Genomic DNA, 18,663 nt, shown 5'->3' on the forward strand with positions numbered 1-18,663 from the left:
GCCTCACGGTAGAGGCCCGAGGCACTCGCCGGGACCGACGGCAACCCCCTCGGGGCAGGACGACGCCACGACGCGGCGAGGCGCCGCCTCTCGCCCGGGAGCGGGAGACGGCGCCTCGTGCAGTCCGAGCGGCCCGAACTAGAAGGCCGCCTCCGGGAGGTCCATCAGGGCGTTGTCGATCTGCTCGACCATCAGCCGCTGCGGGGTGAGCAGCGGCAGGATCTCCCGCGCGAAGTGCTTCGCGGCGGCGACCTTGCCCTGGTAGAACGCCTCGTCGCGACCGGGCGTGCCGGCCAGCTTGGCCAGCGCCACCGACGCCTGGCGCAGCAGCAGCCACGAGACCACCAGGTCGCCGGCGGCGAGCAGCAGGCGGGTGGTGTTCTGGCCGACCTTGTAGATCGAGTCGATCTCCTGCTCGGACGCCATCAGCTGGTTGATCATCGCGGCGACCATGCCCTGGACGTCCTCGGCGGCGGTCGCGAGCAGCTTGACCTCGGCGGCCAGCTCGCCCTCGGCGTGCGCGGCGATGAACTCCTGGATCTCGCCGGCCACCACGGTCAGCGCCTTGCCCTGGTCGCGGACGATCTTCCGGAAGAAGAAGTCCTGACCCTGGATCGCGGTGGTGCCCTCGTAGAGGGTGTCGATCTTGGCGTCGCGGATGTACTGCTCGATCGGGTATTCCTGCAGGAAGCCCGACCCGCCGAAGGTCTGCAGCGACTGGGCGAGCTGCTCGTAGGACTTCTCCGAGCCGTAACCCTTGACGATCGGCAGCAGCAGGTCGTTGACCCGGTCCGCGGTCTCGTCCGTGTCGCCGGTCAGCGCGGCGCCCTCGATCCGGTCCTGCCACGAGGAGGTGTACATCACCAGTGCGCGCATGCCCTCGACGTACGCCTTCTGGGTGAGCAGCGAGCGGCGCACGTCCGGGTGGTGCGTGATGGACACGCGCGGCGCGGCCTTGTTCGTCATCTGCGCGAGGTCGGCGCCCTGGAAGCGCTCCTTCGCGTACTCGAGCGCGTTGAGGTAGCCGGTGGACAGCGTGGCGATGGCCTTCGTGCCGACCATCATCCGGGCGTACTCGATGATCTTGAACATCTGCGCGATGCCGCTGTGCACCTCGCCGACCAGGGTGCCGACGGCCGGGACGCCGTGCTCGCCGAAGGTGAGCTCGCAGGTCGTGGAGACCTTGAGGCCCATCTTGTGCTCGACGTTGGTGACGAAGGCGCCGTTGCGCTCGCCGAGCTCGCCGGTCTCCGGGTCGAAGTGAAACTTCGGCACCACGAACAGCGACAGGCCCTTGGTACCGGGGCCCGCACCCTCCGGGCGCGCCAGCACCAGGTGGATGATGTTCTCGGTCATGTCCTGGTCACCGGAGGTGATGAAGCGCTTGACGCCCTGGATGTGCCAGGTGCCGTCCTCCTGCCGCACCGCCTTGGTCCGACCCGCGCCGACGTCGGAACCGGCGTCGGGCTCGGTGAGCACCATCGTGGAGCCCCACTGGCGGTCGACCATGAAGCCGGCGACCTTGCGCTGCTCCTCGGTGCCGAGCGTGTGCAGCACCTGGGCGAAGTCGGGGCCGGCCGCGTACATCCACAGCGCCGGGTTGGCGCCGAGCACCAGCTCGGCCACCGACCAGCGCAGCGAACGCGGGCAGTTGGTGCCGCCCATGCTCTCCGGGAGCGCGAGGCGCCACCACTCGGAGTCCATGTAGGCCTTGTACGACTTCTTGAACGCCTCGGGCAGCGTGGCCGAGTGCGTCGCCGGATCGAACACGGGTGGGTTGCGGTCGCCCTCCGCGAAGGAATCGGCGAGGTCGTTCACGGCGAGGCGCTCGACCTCGGACAGGATCGACCTGGCCGTCTCGACGTCCATGTCCGCGAACGGACCCGTGCCATAGACCTGCTCGCGCCCGAAGACCTCGAACAGGTTGAACTCCAGGTCGCGGAGATTCGACTTGTAGTGACCCATGACAGGCTCCGCCCGTGGTTGCGTCCGGTGTACTGCGCTGACTGAAACTGCCCGACGGATCGGCGGCTCGACCCGAAGAATCGAGCGACCGACCGAAGCGATCCGAAACCCAGTGTACTGGTCGGTAACATAATGATCGTACCCATGGGTAACTTTTTCAATCCCCGAGAGGTTCCCATCGCGTTGCCATCAGGTATCCATGACCGTCCGGGCGGAGGGCTCAAACCCGGGCCGCGGACCCGCTAGCCTCGTGGTGTGTACGGCTACGCAACCGAGGAACCCCAGGCCCGGGCGGAGGCGCCGGCGCTCACCGACGCCGTGCGCGCGTTCGCCACGGGCGTCATGAACGGCGAGGACTTCCAGTCCATCTTCATCGCGTCGAAGGTCTTCTGCCCGAGGGGGGATCGCCCGGGCTTTTTGGCCCTGCACAACACCCCCGAGCCGGTGATCCCGATGTTCAGCTCCCTCGCCGAACTCAAGAAGTACGCCGGCGAGGAGTCCAGACACTTCACCGTCACCGGTGCCGAGGTGCTCGACCTGCTCCCCAACGGCTACGGCTTCGTGCTCGACCTCGACGGCGAGCACCGGGTGATGTTCGACGCCAAGGCCATAGAGCAGATGATCGCCTTCGCGATGCGGCGGATGTACGGCTGACGGCGGCACTGCAACGGCCGGACGCGCCGGCGGTCATCCTCGATGACGGCCGGCGCGTCCGGGTCGGTGGTGCGATCAGGCCGGGCGGTGTCCGTGGTTGGCCCGGTGCTTGCGACGGGACTTGCGCTTGCGGGTCTTCTTCGACATCGCGCCCCCTTGCTCGTCCGTGTTCGCGGTGTCGCATGCCTACCCGGGCGCGGACCGGATCCATGCGTACGAGTCGGCGGGGGCGTTCGGGTCAGCGGGGGTTCGCCTTTCCGTGGCGCAGCAGTCGACCGCTGTGCACGCCGGTGGGCTCGTCGTTCTCGACCGTCACCCGGCCGTTGACCAGGATGTGCCGGTAGCCCTTCGCGTCGATCACCGTGCGCAGTTGGCCGCCGGGCAGGTCGTGGACGAACTTCGGCTCACCGTAGGCAAGTTCGTCGTAGTCGTAGACGATGATGTCGGCCGCGGCGCCGACGCTCAGCACGCCGCGGTCGGTGAAGCCCGCACACCGGGCGGGCAGTCCGGACAACCGCCAGTGGGCCTGTTCCAGTGAGGTCCAGGCGTGCTTGCGGACGTACTCGACGATGTACTCGGTGCCGTACATGCCCGCGCTCAGCGTCTTGAGGTGCGCGCCGCCGTCGGACAGGCCGGGCAACAGGTATTCGTAGCCCACGAGTTCCTTCAGGCCCTCCAGCGTGGCGTTGAACTGGCCGGTGTGCACCTCGGTGGTCAGGCCGTCGGCGATGGTGACGTCGCACAGCACGTCCACCGGGTGCCGGTCGAGCCGCGCGCCGATCTCCTTGAACGACAGGCCCTCGTACTGCTTGTACTCCTCGGTGAAGGTGCGGTGCAGCTTCATGTCCGGGTACAGGTGGTAGAACAGCGGGTCGAACTCCCGCAGTTCGGCGCGGATCGCCGGGTCGTTCAGCAGCGCGATCTTGGCCTCCACGGTCTCGGCCGCGAAGATCGTGGCCACCGGCGGGCGGGTGGACACGCCGCCGTACAGGAAGCTGAACGGCACCGGGACGTCGGTGGTCATCGCCTGGCCGTAGATCGGGATGCCGCGCTCCTGGCAGCTGCGCAGCCACTCGATCTTGCGCCGGTACAGGCCGCCGCTGCGCGAGTTGGCGATCACCGCGTTCCAGATCAGGGGTCGGCCGGCGACCTCGACGAGGTGTTCGTACTCCTCCTCGGTGATCTGCGTGCCGGACACCTGCATGAAGCCGCGGCCCTGTTTGGCCAGAGCCTCGGCCAGGGCCAGCCGGGTCTGCGGCCACATGATGTCGGTGGGCATCGGCGTACCGTCGAAGTCGCCCTGCATCAGCCGGCCGTTCGGGTTGCCCGGCTCGCCCAGGCACTGCGCCGACCAGCCGCCCGCGCCGGCGTCCATCGCCTCGGTCAACAGGCGGGCCAGTTCGGCGTGTTCGGCGTCGGTGGGCAGCGCGCCCGCCTTCGCCCGCTCCAGGCCGAGCACCCAGATCAGCAGCGGGTTGACCGGAACGTAGGGCAGTACGTTGACCGCCTTGGGGGTGCGCTCGACGCTGTCCAGGTATTCGGGGAAGGTGACCCAGTCCCAGGGCATGCCCTCGCGCAGGGTCTCGGTGGGGATGTCCTCGACGGCGGTCATCGACAACATCGCGCGATCGCGCATGTCCTCGCGCACCGGGGCGAAGCCGAAGCCGCAGTTGCCGGTGACCACGGAGGTCACCCCGTGCGGGCCGGACGTGGTCAGGTACGGGTCCCAGAAGACCTGGCCGTCGTAGTGCGTGTGCAGGTCGATGAAGCCGGGCGCGACGATCAGTCCGGTCGCGTCGATCACCCGATCCGCGTCCTCGGCGGGGACGCGCCCGATCGCGGTGATCACGCCGTCGGTGATCGCGACGTCCGCGCGAACGCGCGGGTTGCCGGAACCGTCGACGACGATGCCGCCCTTGATGACCAGGTCGTGGTTCGCCATGGCGTTCGTACCTTCCCTCGGCACAGCCTTTGATCCGGTTAATTAAAAGGTGTGTTTAATACGAGGGGTCGAAGGAGTCAAGGGATTCCGCGGGGGAGTCGGCGCGGCTCAGTCGCCGGCGAGGGCGCCGGCGACGATCGCCGTGAGGTGGTCGTCGAACGCCTCCGGGCCGAGCAGGCCGGTCGGCGCGATGCCGTCCGGGCGCGGCGGACTGTCGTGCCGGGCGGCGCGCGCCGCGCACAACATGCCGACCATCTGGGTGACCAGGAAGGCGCGGGCCTGGAGCGCGGTCGCCGGCAGGTCGGGACGGGCCGCGGCCACCGCGTCCACCACGTCCTGCACGTCCTCGCCGCCGAGCAGCGGGGTCACCGGCGAGGTGGTGTCGCGCAGCAGTTCCACCGAGATCTGGAGGTAGGCCCGGTCGGCCGGCGAGCCGTTGAGCAGTTCGGTGATCGGCAGCACGATCGCGCGGGCGAACCCGGACAGCCGCTCCGGCCGCTCGCGGGCCGCGGCCAGCAGCGCCTGGCGGCGGGCGTACACGACGGGCACGTGCTGCTCGACGATCGCCCGCAACAAACCCTCGCGCCCGCCGAAGTGGTAGTGGATCGCGCCGGCGTTGCGCTGACCCGCCGCGCGGGTGATGTCCTGCAACGGCACGTCGAGACCGTGCCGCGCGAACAGGATCTCGGCGGCCTCGACGATGCGGCGCCTGGTGGGGCCGGAGTCACGGGGCATGGGCGCAGCATAGGGCCTGGTCGGGGCCCGGCCTCCGACCCGAATGGCGGCACTGTCAAGTGCCTGTTTGGCAAGGTTTCGATACGTTTTGAACCTAATGGGACCTTCGCCCCTGTCCGCGTACCTCGGTACGGGTGACCATGGATCGCGTTGGTCGTCGGCCCGTCCCCTCCTGCGCGACAACGAAAGGTCCTGATACATGCCTGCCCTGGCGCTTCCCGCTCGTCGAGCAGTTCCGGTGGCAGTGGGCCTGTACGTGGCGGTCCTGGTGAGCCGGGCGTTCGCCCCGGACTACCTGGACATGCACGCGGTGCTGATCGCGGTCCCGGCGGTGGTGGCGATGGCCTATCGGCCCTGGTTGACCGCGACGGCCGGGGTGGTGGCGCTGGCGACCCGTCTCCTGCTGAACCCACACGTGTACGGCGGCGGCGGGGACAAGTCCACCACCGGCGTCTCGGCGGCCATCCTGATCGTGACGCTGTTCGGGTGCTGGGTCGGCTGGGAGCGGCGGCGCCAGGACGCCCGGCTACATCGTGTGCAGTCGGTGGCGGAGGTGGCCCAGCGGGCGCTGCTGCGGCCGGTGCCCCGGGCGATCGGCCGGTTCGGCTTCGCGGTGCGCTATCGGGCGGCGGCCGAGGAGGCGTCGATCGGCGGCGATCTGTACGAGGTGCTGGAAACCCCGTACGGGGTGCGGGTGCTGCTCGGCGACGTGCGCGGCAAGGGGCTCGAGGCGGTGGACATGGCGGCCCGTACGCTCGGCGCGTTCCGCGAGGCGGCCTACGACGCGCCGACGCTGGCGGAGGTCGGTGCCCGGGTGGATCGCAGCCTGAACCGGCAACTGGGCACCGAGGACTTCGTGACCGCCGTGATGGTCGAGCTGTGTCCCGGCGAGGGCACGATGCAGGTGCTGGCGTGCGGCCATCCGTCGCCGCTGCTGGTGCGCGGCGGCACGGTGGGCGAGGTGATCGGCGAGGCGGGTCTGCCGCTGGGCATGGGCCTGCTGCCGGCGGCCACGGCGCGGGCGGTGGAGGCGGTCCCGTTCCGGCCGGGCGACGTGCTGCTGATGCACACGGACGGGGTGACCGAGGCCCGGGACACGGCCGGTGTGTTCTACCCGCTGGGCCGACATCTGGCGACCTACGCGCACAACGACGCCGCCGGGATGCTGGACGCGGTCGAGCAGGCCCTGATCGCCCATGTGGGCGGCAAGCTGGAGGACGACGCGGCGATGCTGGCGGTGACCCTGACCGGCCCGCTGCTGAAGGTGGTCAAGCCCGCCCACGCCCTGGAGCCGACCCACCAGTCGGCGTAGCCCCCACACCGCCTTGTGGCCCTCGCCCACGCGGCACGCGCCGTAGGCGAGGATGACGGCCGCTCTGGATGCCGCTGCCGGCGATGGTCCGGGCGATCGTCTCGGTGCGTACCGCGCGCACGCCGTGCCGGGCCGATTCGCGCGCCTCGGCCGCCACCCGGTCGCCCTCGCGTCGCTCCGCACCGGCGGCCTTGACCGTACGGATCGCCCGCAGGCCGCCCTCGAGGTCCCGCCGAGCCGGCCCAGTGCCGGCGGTGACCCGGGTGACCGGTTCGCCGGGCGGCCGGAGCTGCGGATCGGGCAGGGCACCCCAAAAGAAGCGCCGGACCACCGTCTCCCGGGCCCGGAGGATTGCGGAAGCATCCCGGTGTTCCAGCAATCCCCCGACCTGGGGCTCCGGGACGGGGCGGACAACGCTACTCGATGCTGTCCGGTACGTTTGCGCTGGTCACAGCCGTATCCGGACAGTCGGACGGCCCAGAACGCAGCTGCTTGATCGCCTCGATCGGGTCGAGCTCGGCGTCCCTCACGGACGCCCATCGGGAAAGGACGTCAGCCGCGCCGATGGCCATCCCGGCGGGCAGATCGACTGCGGTCAGAGCCGCGGCCACCTCTCTCATCTCCGTTTCCCACCGCCATGCTTTGGCGGCCACGTCGGTGATGTAGTCCGGGTCTGCGAGGTGCCGCCCGGAGTGATGCTCGGCGATGTCCAGAAGTTCGGCGCCGACCCCATATTCGTCTGCCATGGCATGAGCCAAGGCGGCCAGAGCCCTGCTTGCCTTCTGGTAGCTCGCGAACGACAGCTTCAGGCCGGATGCCTGCCCGATTCCGCCCGGAAGGCATTTCACCTGTACCCGGGTGTCGGCGAACAGAGCGGCGACCCGAGTCACGTCCTCCCCCCTGCCGGACAGGTAGAGCCGGGGTGAGCGGGTTTTTGAAGGCGGGGACCCGACTACGCCACCATCGACCACGGTGGCGCCTCCTGCGGCGAGGAATGAGGCCATGCGTTCCATGCGCTCCGGGCTGACCGCGTTGGCTTCGACGTAGAGCCCGGAGTAGTGCCGTTCGGCCACCGAACGAGCCACCGATTCCGCCGCTCCGGGTGGGCAGACCGAGATCACACACGCGCTGCGATCGAGCAGTTCGCCAAGCTCCTCGACAGGCTCGAGGTTGAACCTGATCGCCCGTGCTCTCGTCGCTGCGCTGCGGCCCGCGGGACACCACAGGGTCGTGATCCCGCGAGCGGTCAGCTCGCCGGCCACCGCCGCGCCCATGCTGCCCGGGTGAAGGATGCCGACCGTGGTCATCCGACTCCCTCGAGCAGGTGGACAGCGGTGAACCGATCCGGCGCCCTGTCCCGCACGGCCCGCCTGATCAGTTCGGCGGAGGCTTCCACCGACGTGTGATCGGTCCGCACGATCAGGGACCACAGCGTGTCGGGATGGGCTTCGAGGTCTGCGTAGGTGTCCGCCCACGCCCTCAGTCGGGCGTCGCCGTCGGAGTCCCCTCGGGTTGCCGAGCGCTTCGCGGTGACGTCCCGAGGACACCAGAGCAGGACCCGAGTCCACGTCGCCGGATAGGCCGCGAGCGCGGAGAGCGCTTCGACCTGTCCGACGTGGACCACGGGGATGCTTGCCTGCGCCGTGAGGCGGTCGAGCTCGGGAGCATCGGTCGCATACTCGGCCTGGTACCGCCGATTGCCATGGACGACGAGTCCGCGGTGCCGTAGGTCTGCCAACGTCTCGGCATCCGTCATGCGGTACCCGGTGGTCCGGCCCGACCCGGCTTTCAACCGCCGGAAGTGCACGAACGCGTCATCCGCTCGGGCCAAGGCGCCCGTGATCGTGTCCTTGCCGGATGCGGGCGGTCCGTAGAGAACCACGGCGGATGACGGGTTCACCACCGACCACCGCCCATGAGCTCCGAGTCGTCCCATGCGGTTCCCACGAGGCAACGGTACTCGCGCGGCTCGACACGCTCGACGTACTGTTCCGGAGCGCCGTCGGCGACCCCGACATGGACAAAGGAAGAGACCCGCTCTCCTCGCCGAAGAGCGGGTCCCTATTCGCGGTCTCCGCAGGTCGAACCCTCATACGACCTGCTCGTTCGTGGGTCGAACCCTCATACGACCCACCATCCGCGGTCCGTGCCCCTGGCGCACCTCAGGGCAGAGCGCGCCAGGGGACGTTTTTGCTACCCGCGCAGCCCCGAGGCTTCGCGGGCGAGCTGTTCCACCCGGGACCAGTCGCGCGAGGCGACCGCGTCCGCGGGAAGCATCCAGGACCCGCCGACGCAGGCCACGTTGGGCAGCGCCAGGTAGGTCGGGGCCGAGGCCGGGGTGATTCCGCCCGTCGGGCAAAAGCGCACGTCCGGCACCGGCGAGGCCAGCGACTTCAGGAACGGCGCGCCGCCCGCGGCCTCGGCCGGGAAGAACTTCATCTCCCGGACGCCGCGTTCGCGCAGCGCCAGCACCTCGGACACGGTCGACGTGCCCGGCAGGAAGGCAAGGCCGGTGTCGACCAGGGCCCCGTACAGGGTCTCGGTGCAGCCCGGCGTCACCAGGAAGCGTGCGCCGGCGTCGGCCGCCGCCTTCGCCTGGTCCGGCGTCAGCACCGTACCGGCGCCCACGAACGCACCCTCGACCTCGGCCGCGATCCGCTCGATCGCGCCGAGGGCGGCCGGCGTGCGCAGGGTGACCTCGACGGCCGGCAGCCCGCCCGCCACCAGCGCGCGCGCCAGCGGTACGGCCGACTCCACGTCGTCCACGATCACCACCGGGATCACCGGTGCCAGGTCAAGAGCGGACGTGCTCACGCCGCCACCTCCAAGGGTCGAGTGCTGCGCGCCTCCAGCCACGCGGACGCGCCGCGCAGAGCCGGATGCGGGGCCACCACGAGCGCGGTGGAGATGCGGTGCAGGTACGGCGCCATCGTCGGGTTGGTCTCGAAGCCCATCCGGAACTCGCTCTCCAGCAGCATCTCGGTGATCCGGGGCAGGATGCCCCCGGCCAGGAAGACACCGCCGCGAGCGCCCATCGTCAGGGCCACCCCACCGGCGAACGTGCCGAGCAGTCGGCAGAAGGTCTCGACCGTCGCGACGCACACCTTGTCGGAGCCGTCGAGCGCGCGGGCCGAGATGTCGGCCGGGCTCAGCGCCTCGGCCACCACCCCGTGTACCGCCGCCGTGCAGCGGTGCAGTCGGCACAGTCCCGGGCCGGACAGCACGTGTTCGGCGGTCACCGTGCCCAGGCCGCCGCGCTCGTCGCGCAGCACCTCCAGGGCCGCGGCGTCGGGGCCGTGCGCCGGGCGCAGCAGGACGTGCCCGCCCTCGCCCGGCAGCGGCACCCAGCCGCCGCCCGGGATCGGCACCAGGCCGGCCACGCCGAGTCCGGTGCCGGGGCCGAGTACGGCCATCGGCAGCGTCGGGTCGGGGAGTCGGTCGCCGACCACGATGAGGTCCTCGCCCGCCAAGTGCGGCAGCGACAGGGCCAGCGCCTCGAAGTCGTTGATCAGGTACAGGTCCGGCACGCCGAGCTTGACCCGGGTCTCCGCGATGGACAACACCCACGCGCCGTTGGTCAGCCGGAACCGGTCGCCGTGCACGGGGCCCGCGACCGCCGCGCAGATCGCGCTCGGCCGGGCCGCGCCGGAGCGGTCCAGGTAGTCCTCGATCGCCGCGGCCAGGTCCACGTGGTCCTCGCTGCGCAGCCCGAGCACGTGCTCGGGTCGGCCGCCGGGCTCGGTGAGCACGGCGAAGCGGGCGTTGGTGCCGCCGATGTCGGCGACCAGCCACGGGCGCTCGGGGGTCGGTGGGGCCACGGTCGGGTTCACGCGCTCGCTCCGTCGAAAGCCGCGGTCGCGACCGCGCCGAACACACCCGCGCCCAGGTCGGCGGGGCCCACCCCGGCGCGCAGCGCGGTGAACAACTCGCGCCCGGTGCCGACCCATTCCGCGTCGTTCGGGGCCGCGCCCTCAGGCCGCCGTCCGCTCAGGTCGGCCTCGGTGGTCAGCGTCCCCGCCACCGCGTCCACGGTCACGATGTCGCCGTTGCGGATCAGCGCGATCGGGCCGCCGACCGCCGCCTCGGGCGTGCAGTGGATCGCCGCCGGGATCTTGCCGGACGCGCCGGAGAGCCGGCCGTCGGTGACCAGCGCCACGTGGTGGCCCCGGTCCTGGAGCACGCCGAGCGCGGGGATCAGCTTGTGCAGCTCCGGCATGCCGTTGGCGCGCGGACCCTGGTAGCGCAGCACCGCGATCAGGTCGTGGTTCAACTCGTCGCGCTCGAACGCGGCCAGGAAGTCGGCCTGTCCGTCGAACACCCGCGCGGGCGCGCTCACCACGTGGTGCGACGGGTCGACCGCGGACACCTTGATCACCGCGCGACCGAGGTCGCCGTGCAACATCCGCAGTCCGCCGTCGGGCGCGAACGGCTTGTCGTAGGGCCGCAGTACGTCCAGGTCCAGGCTCTCCGTCGGGCCGTCCACCCACACGATCGAGCCGTCCTCGGTGAGCTGCGGCTCGCGGCGGTAGCGGGCGAGCCCGTCGCCGGCCACGGTGCGCACGTCCTCGTTGAGCAGCCCGCCGTCGAGCAGCGTGCCGATCAGGAACGCGGTGCCGCCCGCGGCGTGGAAGTGGTTGATGTCCGCCGGACCGTTCGGGTACATCCGGGTCAGCAGCGGCACCGCCGTGGACAACTCGGCGAAGTCGTCCCAGGTGAGCGTGATCCCGGCGGCGGCGGCCATCGCGACCAGGTGCAGCGTGTGGTTGGTGGAGCCGCCGGTGGCGAGCAGCGCGACGACCGCGTTGACCCAGGCCTTCTCGTCCAGCACCTCGCCGATCGGCGTGTAGTCGCGGACCAGAGAGGTCGGGTCGCCGAGCGAGGTGGTGGCCGCGACCCGGCGGCCCGCCTCGTCGGTCAGCGCCTTGCGCAGCGGCTGGTCGGGGTGCACGAAGCTGGCGCCCGGCAGGTGCAGCCCGAGCACCTCCATCACCAGCTGGTTCGTGTTCGCGGTGCCGTAGAAAGTGCAGGTGCCGATGCCGTGGTAGGCGCCGGCCTCGGCGTCGAGCAGTTCCTCGCGGGAGACCTTGCCCTCGGCGAAGCGCTGCCGGACCCGGGCCTTCTCCTTGTTCGGCAGGCCCGAGGACATCGGACCGGCGGGCACGAAGATGGTCGGCAGGTGTCCGAACGACAGCGCCCCGATCACCAGGCCGGGGACGATCTTGTCGCACACGCCGAGCATCAGCGCGCCGTCGAACATGTCGTGCGCGAGCGCCACCGCGGCGGCCATCGCGACCACGTCGCGGCTGAACAGGGACAGCTCCATGCCCGCGCGGCCCTGGGTGATCCCGTCGCACATGGCGGGTACGCCGCCGGCGAACTGGGCCACGCCGCCGGCCGCGGCGACCGCGGCCTTGAGCTGTTCGGGGTAGGTCCGCAGCGGCTGGTGCGCGGAGAGCATGTCGTTGTAGGAGGAGACGATCGCGACGTTCGGCTTGACCGGGCCCTGCGGGCCGGTGCCGCGCAGGCTCAGCTTCTCGCTCGGCGAGCACGCGGCGAAGCCGTGGGCGAAGTTGGCGCAGCCGAGCTGACCGCGAGCGGGCTTCTCGGAGGCCGCCGCTCGGATCCGCTCCAGGTAGGCGGAACGCGTGGCGGCACTGCGGCGCGCGATGCGCTCCGTCACTGCGGCCACCGTCGGGTGGATCCTCTGCTCGCTCACGATCTTCGTGCCCCTGCTGTCTTCGGCTGGCTCTGCCGGTTCGGGTACCAAACTAGGGGTACTTTTGCTTCTTGGCAAGCAAAAGAGTGACGCTCGGGTGTCGAAGTAGTGAACTTAGGGCTTTGACCGAGGGAAAGCCGCCCTGGTTCACTGGACGACATGGCCCGACGCGCGAATCCCATCCCGCACAGCAGTGCAGGCGAGGTACTTCGCCTGGTGCGTGAAGGTGATGCCGAGACCCGGGCGGACGTCGCCCGGCTCACCGGGCTGTCCAGATCCGCCGTGGCGGCCCGGATCGACGAACTGGTGGACGCCGGACTGCTCGCCGAACGCGCCGACGGCGTGTCCACCGGCGGCCGGCCTCCGATCCGCCTCGAACTCAACCCCGAGGGCGGCCTGGTACTGGCAGCCTCGCTCGGCAGCAGCCGAGGCCAACTCGCGGTCTGCGATCTGACCGGCCGGGTGCTGGCCAGCCGGGAGACCCGGATGGCCGCGCAGGGCGGCCCCGACGCGGTGCTCACCGGACTGCCGGACTGGATCGACACGATGCTCGCCGAGGAGGGCTTCGACCCGGCGCGCGTGCGCGGGGTCGGGGTCGCCGTGCCCGGGCCGGTCGAGCTGGACACCGGGCGCGCCGCGGGTGCGCCGACGCTGCCGGGGTGGGACGGGGTGGCGATAGCGCCGACCCTGCAACGCCGGTTGCCGGTACCGGTGTACGTGGACAACGACGTGAACGTGATGGCGCTGGGCGAGTATCGGGCCCGGGCCGACGCGGGCGATCTGGTCTTCGTCAAGGCGTCCACGGGGATCGGCGCCGGGATAGTTGCCGACGGCAAGGTCTATCGGGGCGCGCTCGGCGCGGCCGGCGAGATCGGCCACATCCCGGTCGCCGGCGGTACCGGGGTGCGCTGCTGGTGCGGCAACGTGGACTGCCTCGAAGTCCTGGCCAGCGGGCGGCACTTGATCGAGACGCTGGCCGCCCACGGGGCACGCTTCCCGGACGGCCGCGAGGTCTCCAGCGTGCGCGACGTTGTGGCCTTGGCGGCGGCCGGCCAGCCCGAGGCGGTGCGGCTGGTGCGCGAGTCGGGGCGGATGCTCGGCGAGGTGCTGGCGAGCGTGGTCAACGTGCTGAATCCGGCGGTGGTCGTGCTGGGCGGAGACCTCGCCGACGCGGGTGATCCGCTGCTGGCCGGGGTGCGCGAGGTGGTCTATCGGCGGTCCACGGCCGTGGCCACGCGCGAACTGCGCATCGTGCCGAGCGTGTTGGGCGAGGCGGCGGGCCTCACGGGCTGCGCGTTCATGGCCCTGGACCAGATCCTGTCCCCGGACTCGGTGGACACCACCCTCGCCCGCCTCGCCGGCGGCCGAGCCCTCCCCAGCGTGAACCGAGCCCTCCCGGCCTGAACCCGAGCCGGACCGCTCACCGGGTCTCGCCCGGCCCCGCAGCGGTGGTGAACCGTAGCTCGGCGCGGCGACTGTGCCGCGTCCCGCGGGCCGCCACACCCCGGCACACGGACCCGCTCGCAGCGACCCAGACCCGCTCCTCGGCCGCGGAGCGCACGCGCACCGCCCCGCTCGCGGCGACCTCGACCCGCTCCTCATCCGCGTAGCGCACGCGCACCACGGCGCAGCGCGGCGACCGATCCCGGCCGCGGAGCGACCGTGTACCCCCATGCGCCCCCGCTCGCCGCCACGACGGCGCCACCCCCTCGCTCCGCCCGGAACCACCCCCCAAACCATACCCTCCGCGCGGGGAATGTTGAGCGAGCAACTACTGTTGAGGCGTGCAAGGACCGGGAAAGCCGGACCGTACTCGTCCCGAGGAGCAGGCCATGCCCGCCGTCACCGTTGCCAACCCGCTGGCTCTGCCGCGTCTGCCGGAGCCCGCGCTCGACGCCCGCCCGCGTCCCGTACTTGCCGTCACCACCGCCCCGAGCGGCGTCGAGGGTGAGGGCTTTCCCGTGCGGCGCGCCTTCGCGGGCGTCAACCAGACCTACCTCGACCCGTTCATCATGATGGATCAGATGGGCGAGGTGGAGTACGCGCCGGGCGAGCCCAAGGGCACCCCGTGGCACCCGCACCGGGGCTTCGAGACGGTCACCTATCTCCTCGACGGCGAGTTCGTCCACCAGGACTCGGCCGGCGGCGGCGGCGTGATCACCGACGGCGACACCCAGTGGATGACGGCCGGCTCCGGCCTGCTGCACATCGAGGCGCCGCCGGAGGCGCTGGTGACCAGTGGCGGGCTCTTCCACGGCATCCAGTTGTGGGTCAACCTGCCGTCCGTGCAGAAGATGAGCGACCCGCGCTACCAGGACATCCGCGCGGGCGACGTCAAGCTGCTCGCCTCGGACGACGGCGGCGCCCTGGTCCGGCTGATCGCCGGCTCCGTCGGCGGCTTCGACGGTCCGGGTATCACGCACACCCCGATCACCCTGCTGCACGCCTCGATCAACCCGGGCGCGCGACTTTCGCTGCCTTGGCGCAAGGACTACAACGCGCTGGTGTACGTCCTCTCCGGTTCCGGGACCGTCGGAACCGATCGGCGACCGATCGAAACCGGCCGGCTCGCGGTCCTGGGCGCCGGCGACACGATCGACCTCCAGGCGGACACGCGCCAGGATTCGAACAAGTCCAACCTCGAGGTGATCGTTCTCGGCGGGCAACCGATCGGGGAGGAAGTGGCCTGGTATGGCCCGTTCGTGATGAACACGCACGCGGAACTGGCGCAGGCGTTCGACGACTTCAAGGCCGGTCGCATGGGCCGGATCCCGGCGGACCGGATCTGACGACGTCTCAACAGTGGCCGAAGATCATCGGCAGGGGATCTGACACACCGTCAGAGCCCTTAGAGTGCAAGGGAATGCCTCAAAGGGGCGGGCGCGTGGGCTACGCAATGCAGCCGACCGGTCGCCCCTTGACGCTGTCCCGCCCACTGGCCACACTGAACAAGGTCAAATGGAACGTAACGGTTTGCCGCGCCATGGGCGCGGCCTGCGGAAACAGGAGTGGAGCCGTCACCTCACCACCGTGAGCTCCGCCGCCGGGTCGCTGTGGCTCCGGTCGACGGGCGCGATGTGACACCGGACGAGAGGAGTCCGCGTATGTTCCGGCCCTCCCGGGTGGCACACGGCATCGGCGACGGTGACCGACGGCCGCCCCACGCCTCGTGTTTCGCCGATCGACCGATCGGAACCGGTCCGTTCCCGCTCGGGTCGTCCACCGGCGCTTTCGCGATTCTTTCGCGGACCGCCGGCGCCGGGTCCCGGAGGCCCTGATGGCCGACGACTGGCGCAAGAAGTTCATGGAACGCACGGTCAAGACCCGGACCTCGTCCGCGAACTGGCTGGCACTGCGCATCGTGCACTCCAACGCGCTGACCATGCTCATCCTCGGAACCGCCGCGGTGTTCGCGGTCGTTCTGCATATCCGCGGCCGGGCACGAGACGGCGAGTTCTTCGCCATCGCGATCGCGGTGCCGTGGATACTGGCGGCATACCGGCACAGCCGGTCCTGCAAGCCGTGCCCACGTCAGTCGGGAGGTGGATAGGCGATGAGCGGCTACGAACCGCCACCGCCCCCCGAAGCACGCGGACTTCGGCTCGGCGACCTGCGGCGATGGCGCCACCTTTCGGATCCCGAGGACGAGGAACCGGCATTCCCCGCGCCCCGGGAGGAACCCGCGCGCGGATCCGCCCGCGCGTCGCGCAGCCCGCGACACGAGGACGAAGAGCCCTCCTGGCGGCGCGACTTGCGGGAGCGTCGGAAGCGTGAGCGGAGCGCGGCGGCCGCGACCGAGTCCCGGCGTACGACGGAGCGCAAGAGCGGTCCCGACGCGCGCCCCGGGCGGGGCGGCGCCGGCGAACGCCCCGACTCGGCCCGGCACTCGGAGAGCACGCGGGCTCCAAGCGAGCGTGGCACCGACCCCGCGGGCGGTTCCCCGCGTCCCACGGTGCGGCACGTGATGAAACCCCGCGACCCGGGGCGCAACAACGCTCCTGCGGCACCGACGACTTCGACCCCGCCCGCGCGCAAGCCGCCGTGGCGCCGCTCCGCCAAGGCGGCCGGAACGGGCGCGGCGGGCGCGCTCGGCACCGGTGACGCGGCACCCGCCGCCACGAGTGGTCCGGCGTCCGGCCTGGCCCGCTTCGTCCGCCGCGGTTCGGCGGCCGGGGACGAAGCCGGTGGATCGGTTGATTCCGGCACACAGGGCGGGGCTTCGGATAAACCAGGAGTGTCGCCGCCGTTCACGGGCGGTCCGGGCGGCCTGATCGGACCCTCCCGGCCGTTCAGCGGTACCGACCTGGTCATGCTGGTTCCCGCCGGCCTGGCCGCCTACTACGGCGCCGGTCTCCTGGTGAACTGCTCCCATGAGGCGGGTTTCATGGCGGCCTTCTGCCTGTGGCTGATGGCCGGCTTCTGGATCGTGATCATCAGCGCCAAATGGCCCCTGGTGCGACTCATGCGCTGGGCCTGGGTGTTGGCCGGCCTGATGGCCGGGGCGACCATCCCCATCGGTGGCGGATGACGGTGCGCGCGACGTGAGTAGCTTACGAACCGTCATATCACGGGTACGCCAAGGCAAACAGGGACCGGCGGACGACCGCAGGACCGGAGGGGAATCATGCACATGTCGCTGAGCGCCGTGGCCGCTGCCGCGCCCGAACACATCGCCAACTTCCAGGCGGTGACGACCGAGACGAGCAGTGTCGGTCGTGGGGTGACCGTCGGGGTCCCGATCCTGATCATCTTCATCCTCTTCTACATGGTCACGCACAAGGGCTACAAACTCCTGGGCCTGATCCTGGCGTTCGTGGCCGGAGTGATGTTGTCCGGTACGCAGGTCGCGTCCTCGCTCTCCGAGCTGGTCGACCACTTCGTGACGGCCGGCGTCAACGCGGTCAGCGACACGTTCAGCTGAGTCGGATCCGGGCGACCCGCACCGGAATCGGGTCGCCCGGCCCGTCGCGTTACTCCCCCCGCACCGTGCCCGCGGTCGGCGGCTTGTCCCGCGCCGTTCGCGGGGCGGCCGATGTCATCCGGCGTACCGGGCCTGGACGAGCGCGGGGTAGCGTGCGGTGAACATCGCCGGGAGCACGAATCCGGCCGCCTGGGCGGCGATGGCCACCCCGCCGGCCAGATCGTTCGCTTTGATCAGGTAGAGCGCGACCGCCGTGATGGTGAAGCTCGCGGCCCACACGCCGGCGATCACCACGTTGACCCGGCGGAACATCGGCAGGCCCCAGATCTCACGCGGGGTGGAGCGCCGGGCGATCACGAGGGTGAACGGGTTGCCGACGGCGATCGAGCCCCAGGCGGTGAGCGCCAGCCAGGCGAACGAGGCCGCCCCGACATAGCGGTGGAAGCCGGAGTCGGGCACGGCGAACGCGACCGGGGTCAGGACCAGGAAGAAGACCGCCGTGCTGTAGGCGAGCAGGTCGACCCCGCGCCCCGCCCGGTGGTCCTGGGCGGCGATCAGCACGGTGGCGGCCAGAGCTGCGAGCGCGCCCCACTGCCAGTGCGTCGAGGGGATGACGGCGAAGACGATCCACGGAGCGAAGTTGCGGACGTAGTTCATGGGATTCCTCTGCTCGACACTCCGCTGCTGACAGGTCAATCTTTGACGTTCCAACTTCGACATGTCAATCCTGAGTGGTAAAGTCTCGCGTCATGAGCCTCCGTCACGCACTCCTCGGACTCCTCGCGAATCGCTCGGCCAGCGGCTACGACCTGCTGAAGTCCTTCGAAACGTCGCTGGCCAACGCGTGGCCCGCCACCCAGAGCCAGGTCTACGGCGAGCTGGGCAAACTCTCCGCCGAGGGCCTGCTCGACGTGACCGCGGAGGGTCCGCGCGGCCGCAAGGAATACTCGATCACCGAGAGCGGCCGGGCCGAACTGCGCCACTGGCTGGTCGAGGTCGAACCCGAGCGGGTCAGGCGCAGCAGCATGCTCCTGCGCGTCTTCTTCCTCGACACCCTCGCCCCGGCGGAGGCCCGGGCGTACCTGGCCGCCCAGGCCGAGGACGCGGCCGAGCGGAACGCGGGGCTGCGCGAGGTGGAGGCGAACGTGCCCTGGGACGACAGCCCGCTGTCGATGTACGGCCGCGTCGCGCTGGAGTACGGCCTGCGCCTGTCGCAGATGCAGCGCGACTGGGCGGAGTGGGCGGCGGAACAGGTGGCGCCGCCGACGACGTGAGGGGGCACGGTGGGTGCCTGCCGACGGACGGGGCGCCTGCCGATGGACGGCGGCGCAGTGGCACACGGCTGACATGCGTACTCGCGGAATGCCGCGATTCCCCACCCCGTTACGCCTGCGACGGGTGCCCTGATCCTTTGCCAT

General features: G+C 70.9%; 18 protein-coding genes. 8 read left to right on the forward strand and 10 right to left on the reverse strand.

What is annotated here, in order from left to right; translation table 11 throughout:
- Positions 1 to 138: 138 nt before the first annotated feature.
- Complete coding sequence (locus ACH4XV_RS32285; RefSeq protein WP_395795853.1) at positions 139 to 1,965, reverse strand: acyl-CoA dehydrogenase; 1,827 nt, start codon at positions 1,963 to 1,965, stop codon at positions 139 to 141.
- A gap of 255 nt (positions 1,966 to 2,220) precedes the next feature.
- Here ACH4XV_RS32285 and ACH4XV_RS32290 point away from each other — a divergent pair, with 255 nt between their 5' ends.
- Positions 2,221 to 2,619, forward strand: a complete 399-nt coding sequence (locus tag ACH4XV_RS32290) for an SseB family protein (RefSeq protein ID WP_078976240.1) — start codon at positions 2,221 to 2,223, stop codon at positions 2,617 to 2,619.
- Between the two features lie 238 nt (positions 2,620 to 2,857).
- Here ACH4XV_RS32290 and ACH4XV_RS32295 read toward each other — a convergent pair whose 3' ends face one another.
- Together ACH4XV_RS32295 and ACH4XV_RS32300 are read right to left on the reverse strand one after the other, a co-directional pair.
- Positions 2,858 to 4,561: an amidohydrolase family protein gene (locus ACH4XV_RS32295; RefSeq protein WP_395795854.1), complete on the reverse strand. Its 1,704-nt coding sequence runs from the start codon at positions 4,559 to 4,561 to the stop codon at positions 2,858 to 2,860.
- Between the two features lie 108 nt (positions 4,562 to 4,669).
- Positions 4,670 to 5,296: a TetR/AcrR family transcriptional regulator gene (locus tag ACH4XV_RS32300; RefSeq protein ID WP_395795855.1), complete on the reverse strand. Its 627-nt coding sequence runs from the start codon at positions 5,294 to 5,296 to the stop codon at positions 4,670 to 4,672.
- A gap of 238 nt (positions 5,297 to 5,534) precedes the next feature.
- Here ACH4XV_RS32300 and ACH4XV_RS32305 point away from each other — a divergent pair, with 238 nt between their 5' ends.
- Positions 5,535 to 6,608, forward strand: a complete 1,074-nt coding sequence (locus ACH4XV_RS32305) for a PP2C family protein-serine/threonine phosphatase (RefSeq protein ID WP_395795856.1) — start codon at positions 5,535 to 5,537, stop codon at positions 6,606 to 6,608.
- A 416-nt stretch (positions 6,609 to 7,024) separates the two neighbouring features.
- Here the strand turns inward: ACH4XV_RS32305 and ACH4XV_RS32310 are convergent, their stop codons facing one another.
- From ACH4XV_RS32310 to edd, 5 genes are all read right to left on the reverse strand, one after another.
- Positions 7,025 to 7,915: a DUF1932 domain-containing protein gene (locus ACH4XV_RS32310; RefSeq protein ID WP_395795857.1), complete on the reverse strand. Its 891-nt coding sequence runs from the start codon at positions 7,913 to 7,915 to the stop codon at positions 7,025 to 7,027.
- Positions 7,912 to 8,508, reverse strand: a complete 597-nt coding sequence (locus tag ACH4XV_RS32315; protein WP_395795858.1) for a guanylate kinase — start codon at positions 8,506 to 8,508, stop codon at positions 7,912 to 7,914. The genes ACH4XV_RS32310 and ACH4XV_RS32315 overlap by 4 nt, the downstream gene beginning before the upstream one ends.
- A gap of 293 nt (positions 8,509 to 8,801) precedes the next feature.
- Positions 8,802 to 9,422, reverse strand: coding sequence for a bifunctional 4-hydroxy-2-oxoglutarate aldolase/2-dehydro-3-deoxy-phosphogluconate aldolase (gene eda, locus ACH4XV_RS32320; RefSeq protein WP_380003382.1), 621 nt, complete (start codon positions 9,420 to 9,422; stop codon positions 8,802 to 8,804).
- A complete protein-coding gene (glk, locus tag ACH4XV_RS32325) occupies positions 9,419 to 10,438 on the reverse strand; it encodes a glucokinase (RefSeq protein WP_395795859.1) in 1,020 nt (339 codons plus the stop codon). Before glk ends, eda begins: the two co-directional genes overlap by 4 nt.
- Complete coding sequence (gene edd, locus ACH4XV_RS32330; protein WP_395795887.1) at positions 10,435 to 12,309, reverse strand: phosphogluconate dehydratase; 1,875 nt, start codon at positions 12,307 to 12,309, stop codon at positions 10,435 to 10,437. Before edd ends, glk begins: the two co-directional genes overlap by 4 nt.
- Before the next feature lie 231 nt (positions 12,310 to 12,540).
- Between edd and ACH4XV_RS32335 the strand changes: the two genes are divergently transcribed.
- Complete coding sequence (locus ACH4XV_RS32335) at positions 12,541 to 13,728, forward strand: ROK family protein (protein WP_380003384.1); 1,188 nt, start codon at positions 12,541 to 12,543, stop codon at positions 13,726 to 13,728.
- Between the two features lie 16 nt (positions 13,729 to 13,744).
- Here the strand turns inward: ACH4XV_RS32335 and ACH4XV_RS32340 are convergent, their stop codons facing one another.
- The gene (locus ACH4XV_RS32340; protein WP_395795860.1) at positions 13,745 to 13,939 is read right to left on the reverse strand and encodes a hypothetical protein; all 195 of its coding nucleotides are present in this window, start codon (positions 13,937 to 13,939) and stop codon (positions 13,745 to 13,747) included.
- Positions 13,940 to 14,156: 217 nt separating this feature from the next.
- On the opposite strand from ACH4XV_RS32340, the gene ACH4XV_RS32345 reads away from it, so the two are divergent.
- The 4 genes from ACH4XV_RS32345 to ACH4XV_RS32360 all read left to right on the forward strand — a co-directional run bounded on the left by ACH4XV_RS32345 (position 14,157) and on the right by ACH4XV_RS32360 (position 17,245).
- Positions 14,157 to 15,113 carry a pirin family protein gene (locus ACH4XV_RS32345; RefSeq protein ID WP_395795861.1) on the forward strand — a complete coding sequence of 319 codons (957 nt, stop codon included), beginning with the start codon at positions 14,157 to 14,159 and terminating at the stop codon, positions 15,111 to 15,113.
- Between the two features lie 488 nt (positions 15,114 to 15,601).
- Positions 15,602 to 15,874, forward strand: coding sequence for a hypothetical protein (locus ACH4XV_RS32350; protein ID WP_395795862.1), 273 nt, complete (start codon positions 15,602 to 15,604; stop codon positions 15,872 to 15,874).
- A 411-nt stretch (positions 15,875 to 16,285) separates the two neighbouring features.
- Positions 16,286 to 16,852, forward strand: coding sequence for a hypothetical protein (locus tag ACH4XV_RS32355; RefSeq protein WP_395795863.1), 567 nt, complete (start codon positions 16,286 to 16,288; stop codon positions 16,850 to 16,852).
- 96 nt (positions 16,853 to 16,948) lie between these two features.
- On the forward strand, positions 16,949 to 17,245 hold the full coding sequence (locus tag ACH4XV_RS32360; protein WP_380003388.1) for a hypothetical protein: 297 nt from the start codon (positions 16,949 to 16,951) through the stop codon (positions 17,243 to 17,245).
- A 114-nt stretch (positions 17,246 to 17,359) separates the two neighbouring features.
- On the opposite strand, the gene ACH4XV_RS32365 is transcribed toward ACH4XV_RS32360, so the two are convergent.
- Positions 17,360 to 17,902, reverse strand: a complete 543-nt coding sequence (locus tag ACH4XV_RS32365; RefSeq protein WP_395795864.1) for a hypothetical protein — start codon at positions 17,900 to 17,902, stop codon at positions 17,360 to 17,362.
- A gap of 92 nt (positions 17,903 to 17,994) precedes the next feature.
- Between ACH4XV_RS32365 and ACH4XV_RS32370 the strand changes: the two genes are divergently transcribed.
- Positions 17,995 to 18,519: a PadR family transcriptional regulator gene (locus ACH4XV_RS32370; protein WP_395795865.1), complete on the forward strand. Its 525-nt coding sequence runs from the start codon at positions 17,995 to 17,997 to the stop codon at positions 18,517 to 18,519.
- Positions 18,520 to 18,663: the final 144 nt, after the last annotated feature.

Origin of the sequence: Embleya sp. NPDC020630 (genome assembly GCF_044334985.1) — a bacterium.
Lineage (GTDB): Bacteria > Actinomycetota > Actinomycetes > Streptomycetales > Streptomycetaceae > Embleya.

Bases quoted from the DNA above. Each gene is read 5' to 3' on its own strand.
- ACH4XV_RS32285 (WP_395795853.1), bottom strand. From the start codon at position 1,965: ATGGGTCACTACAAGTCGAATCTCCGCGACCTGGAGTTCAACCTGTTC.
- ACH4XV_RS32295 (WP_395795854.1), bottom strand. From the start codon at position 4,561: ATGGCGAACCACGACCTGGTCATCAAGGGCGGCATCGTCGTCGACGGT.
- ACH4XV_RS32300 (WP_395795855.1), bottom strand. From the start codon at position 5,296: ATGCCCCGTGACTCCGGCCCCACCAGGCGCCGCATCGTCGAGGCCGCC.
- ACH4XV_RS32310 (WP_395795857.1), bottom strand. From the start codon at position 7,915: ATGACCACGGTCGGCATCCTTCACCCGGGCAGCATGGGCGCGGCGGTG.
- ACH4XV_RS32345 (WP_395795861.1), top strand. From the start codon at position 14,157: ATGCCCGCCGTCACCGTTGCCAACCCGCTGGCTCTGCCGCGTCTGCCG.
- ACH4XV_RS32350 (WP_395795862.1), top strand. From the start codon at position 15,602: ATGGCCGACGACTGGCGCAAGAAGTTCATGGAACGCACGGTCAAGACC.
- ACH4XV_RS32360 (WP_380003388.1), top strand. From the start codon at position 16,949: ATGCACATGTCGCTGAGCGCCGTGGCCGCTGCCGCGCCCGAACACATC.
- ACH4XV_RS32365 (WP_395795864.1), bottom strand. From the start codon at position 17,902: ATGAACTACGTCCGCAACTTCGCTCCGTGGATCGTCTTCGCCGTCATC.
- ACH4XV_RS32370 (WP_395795865.1), top strand. From the start codon at position 17,995: ATGAGCCTCCGTCACGCACTCCTCGGACTCCTCGCGAATCGCTCGGCC.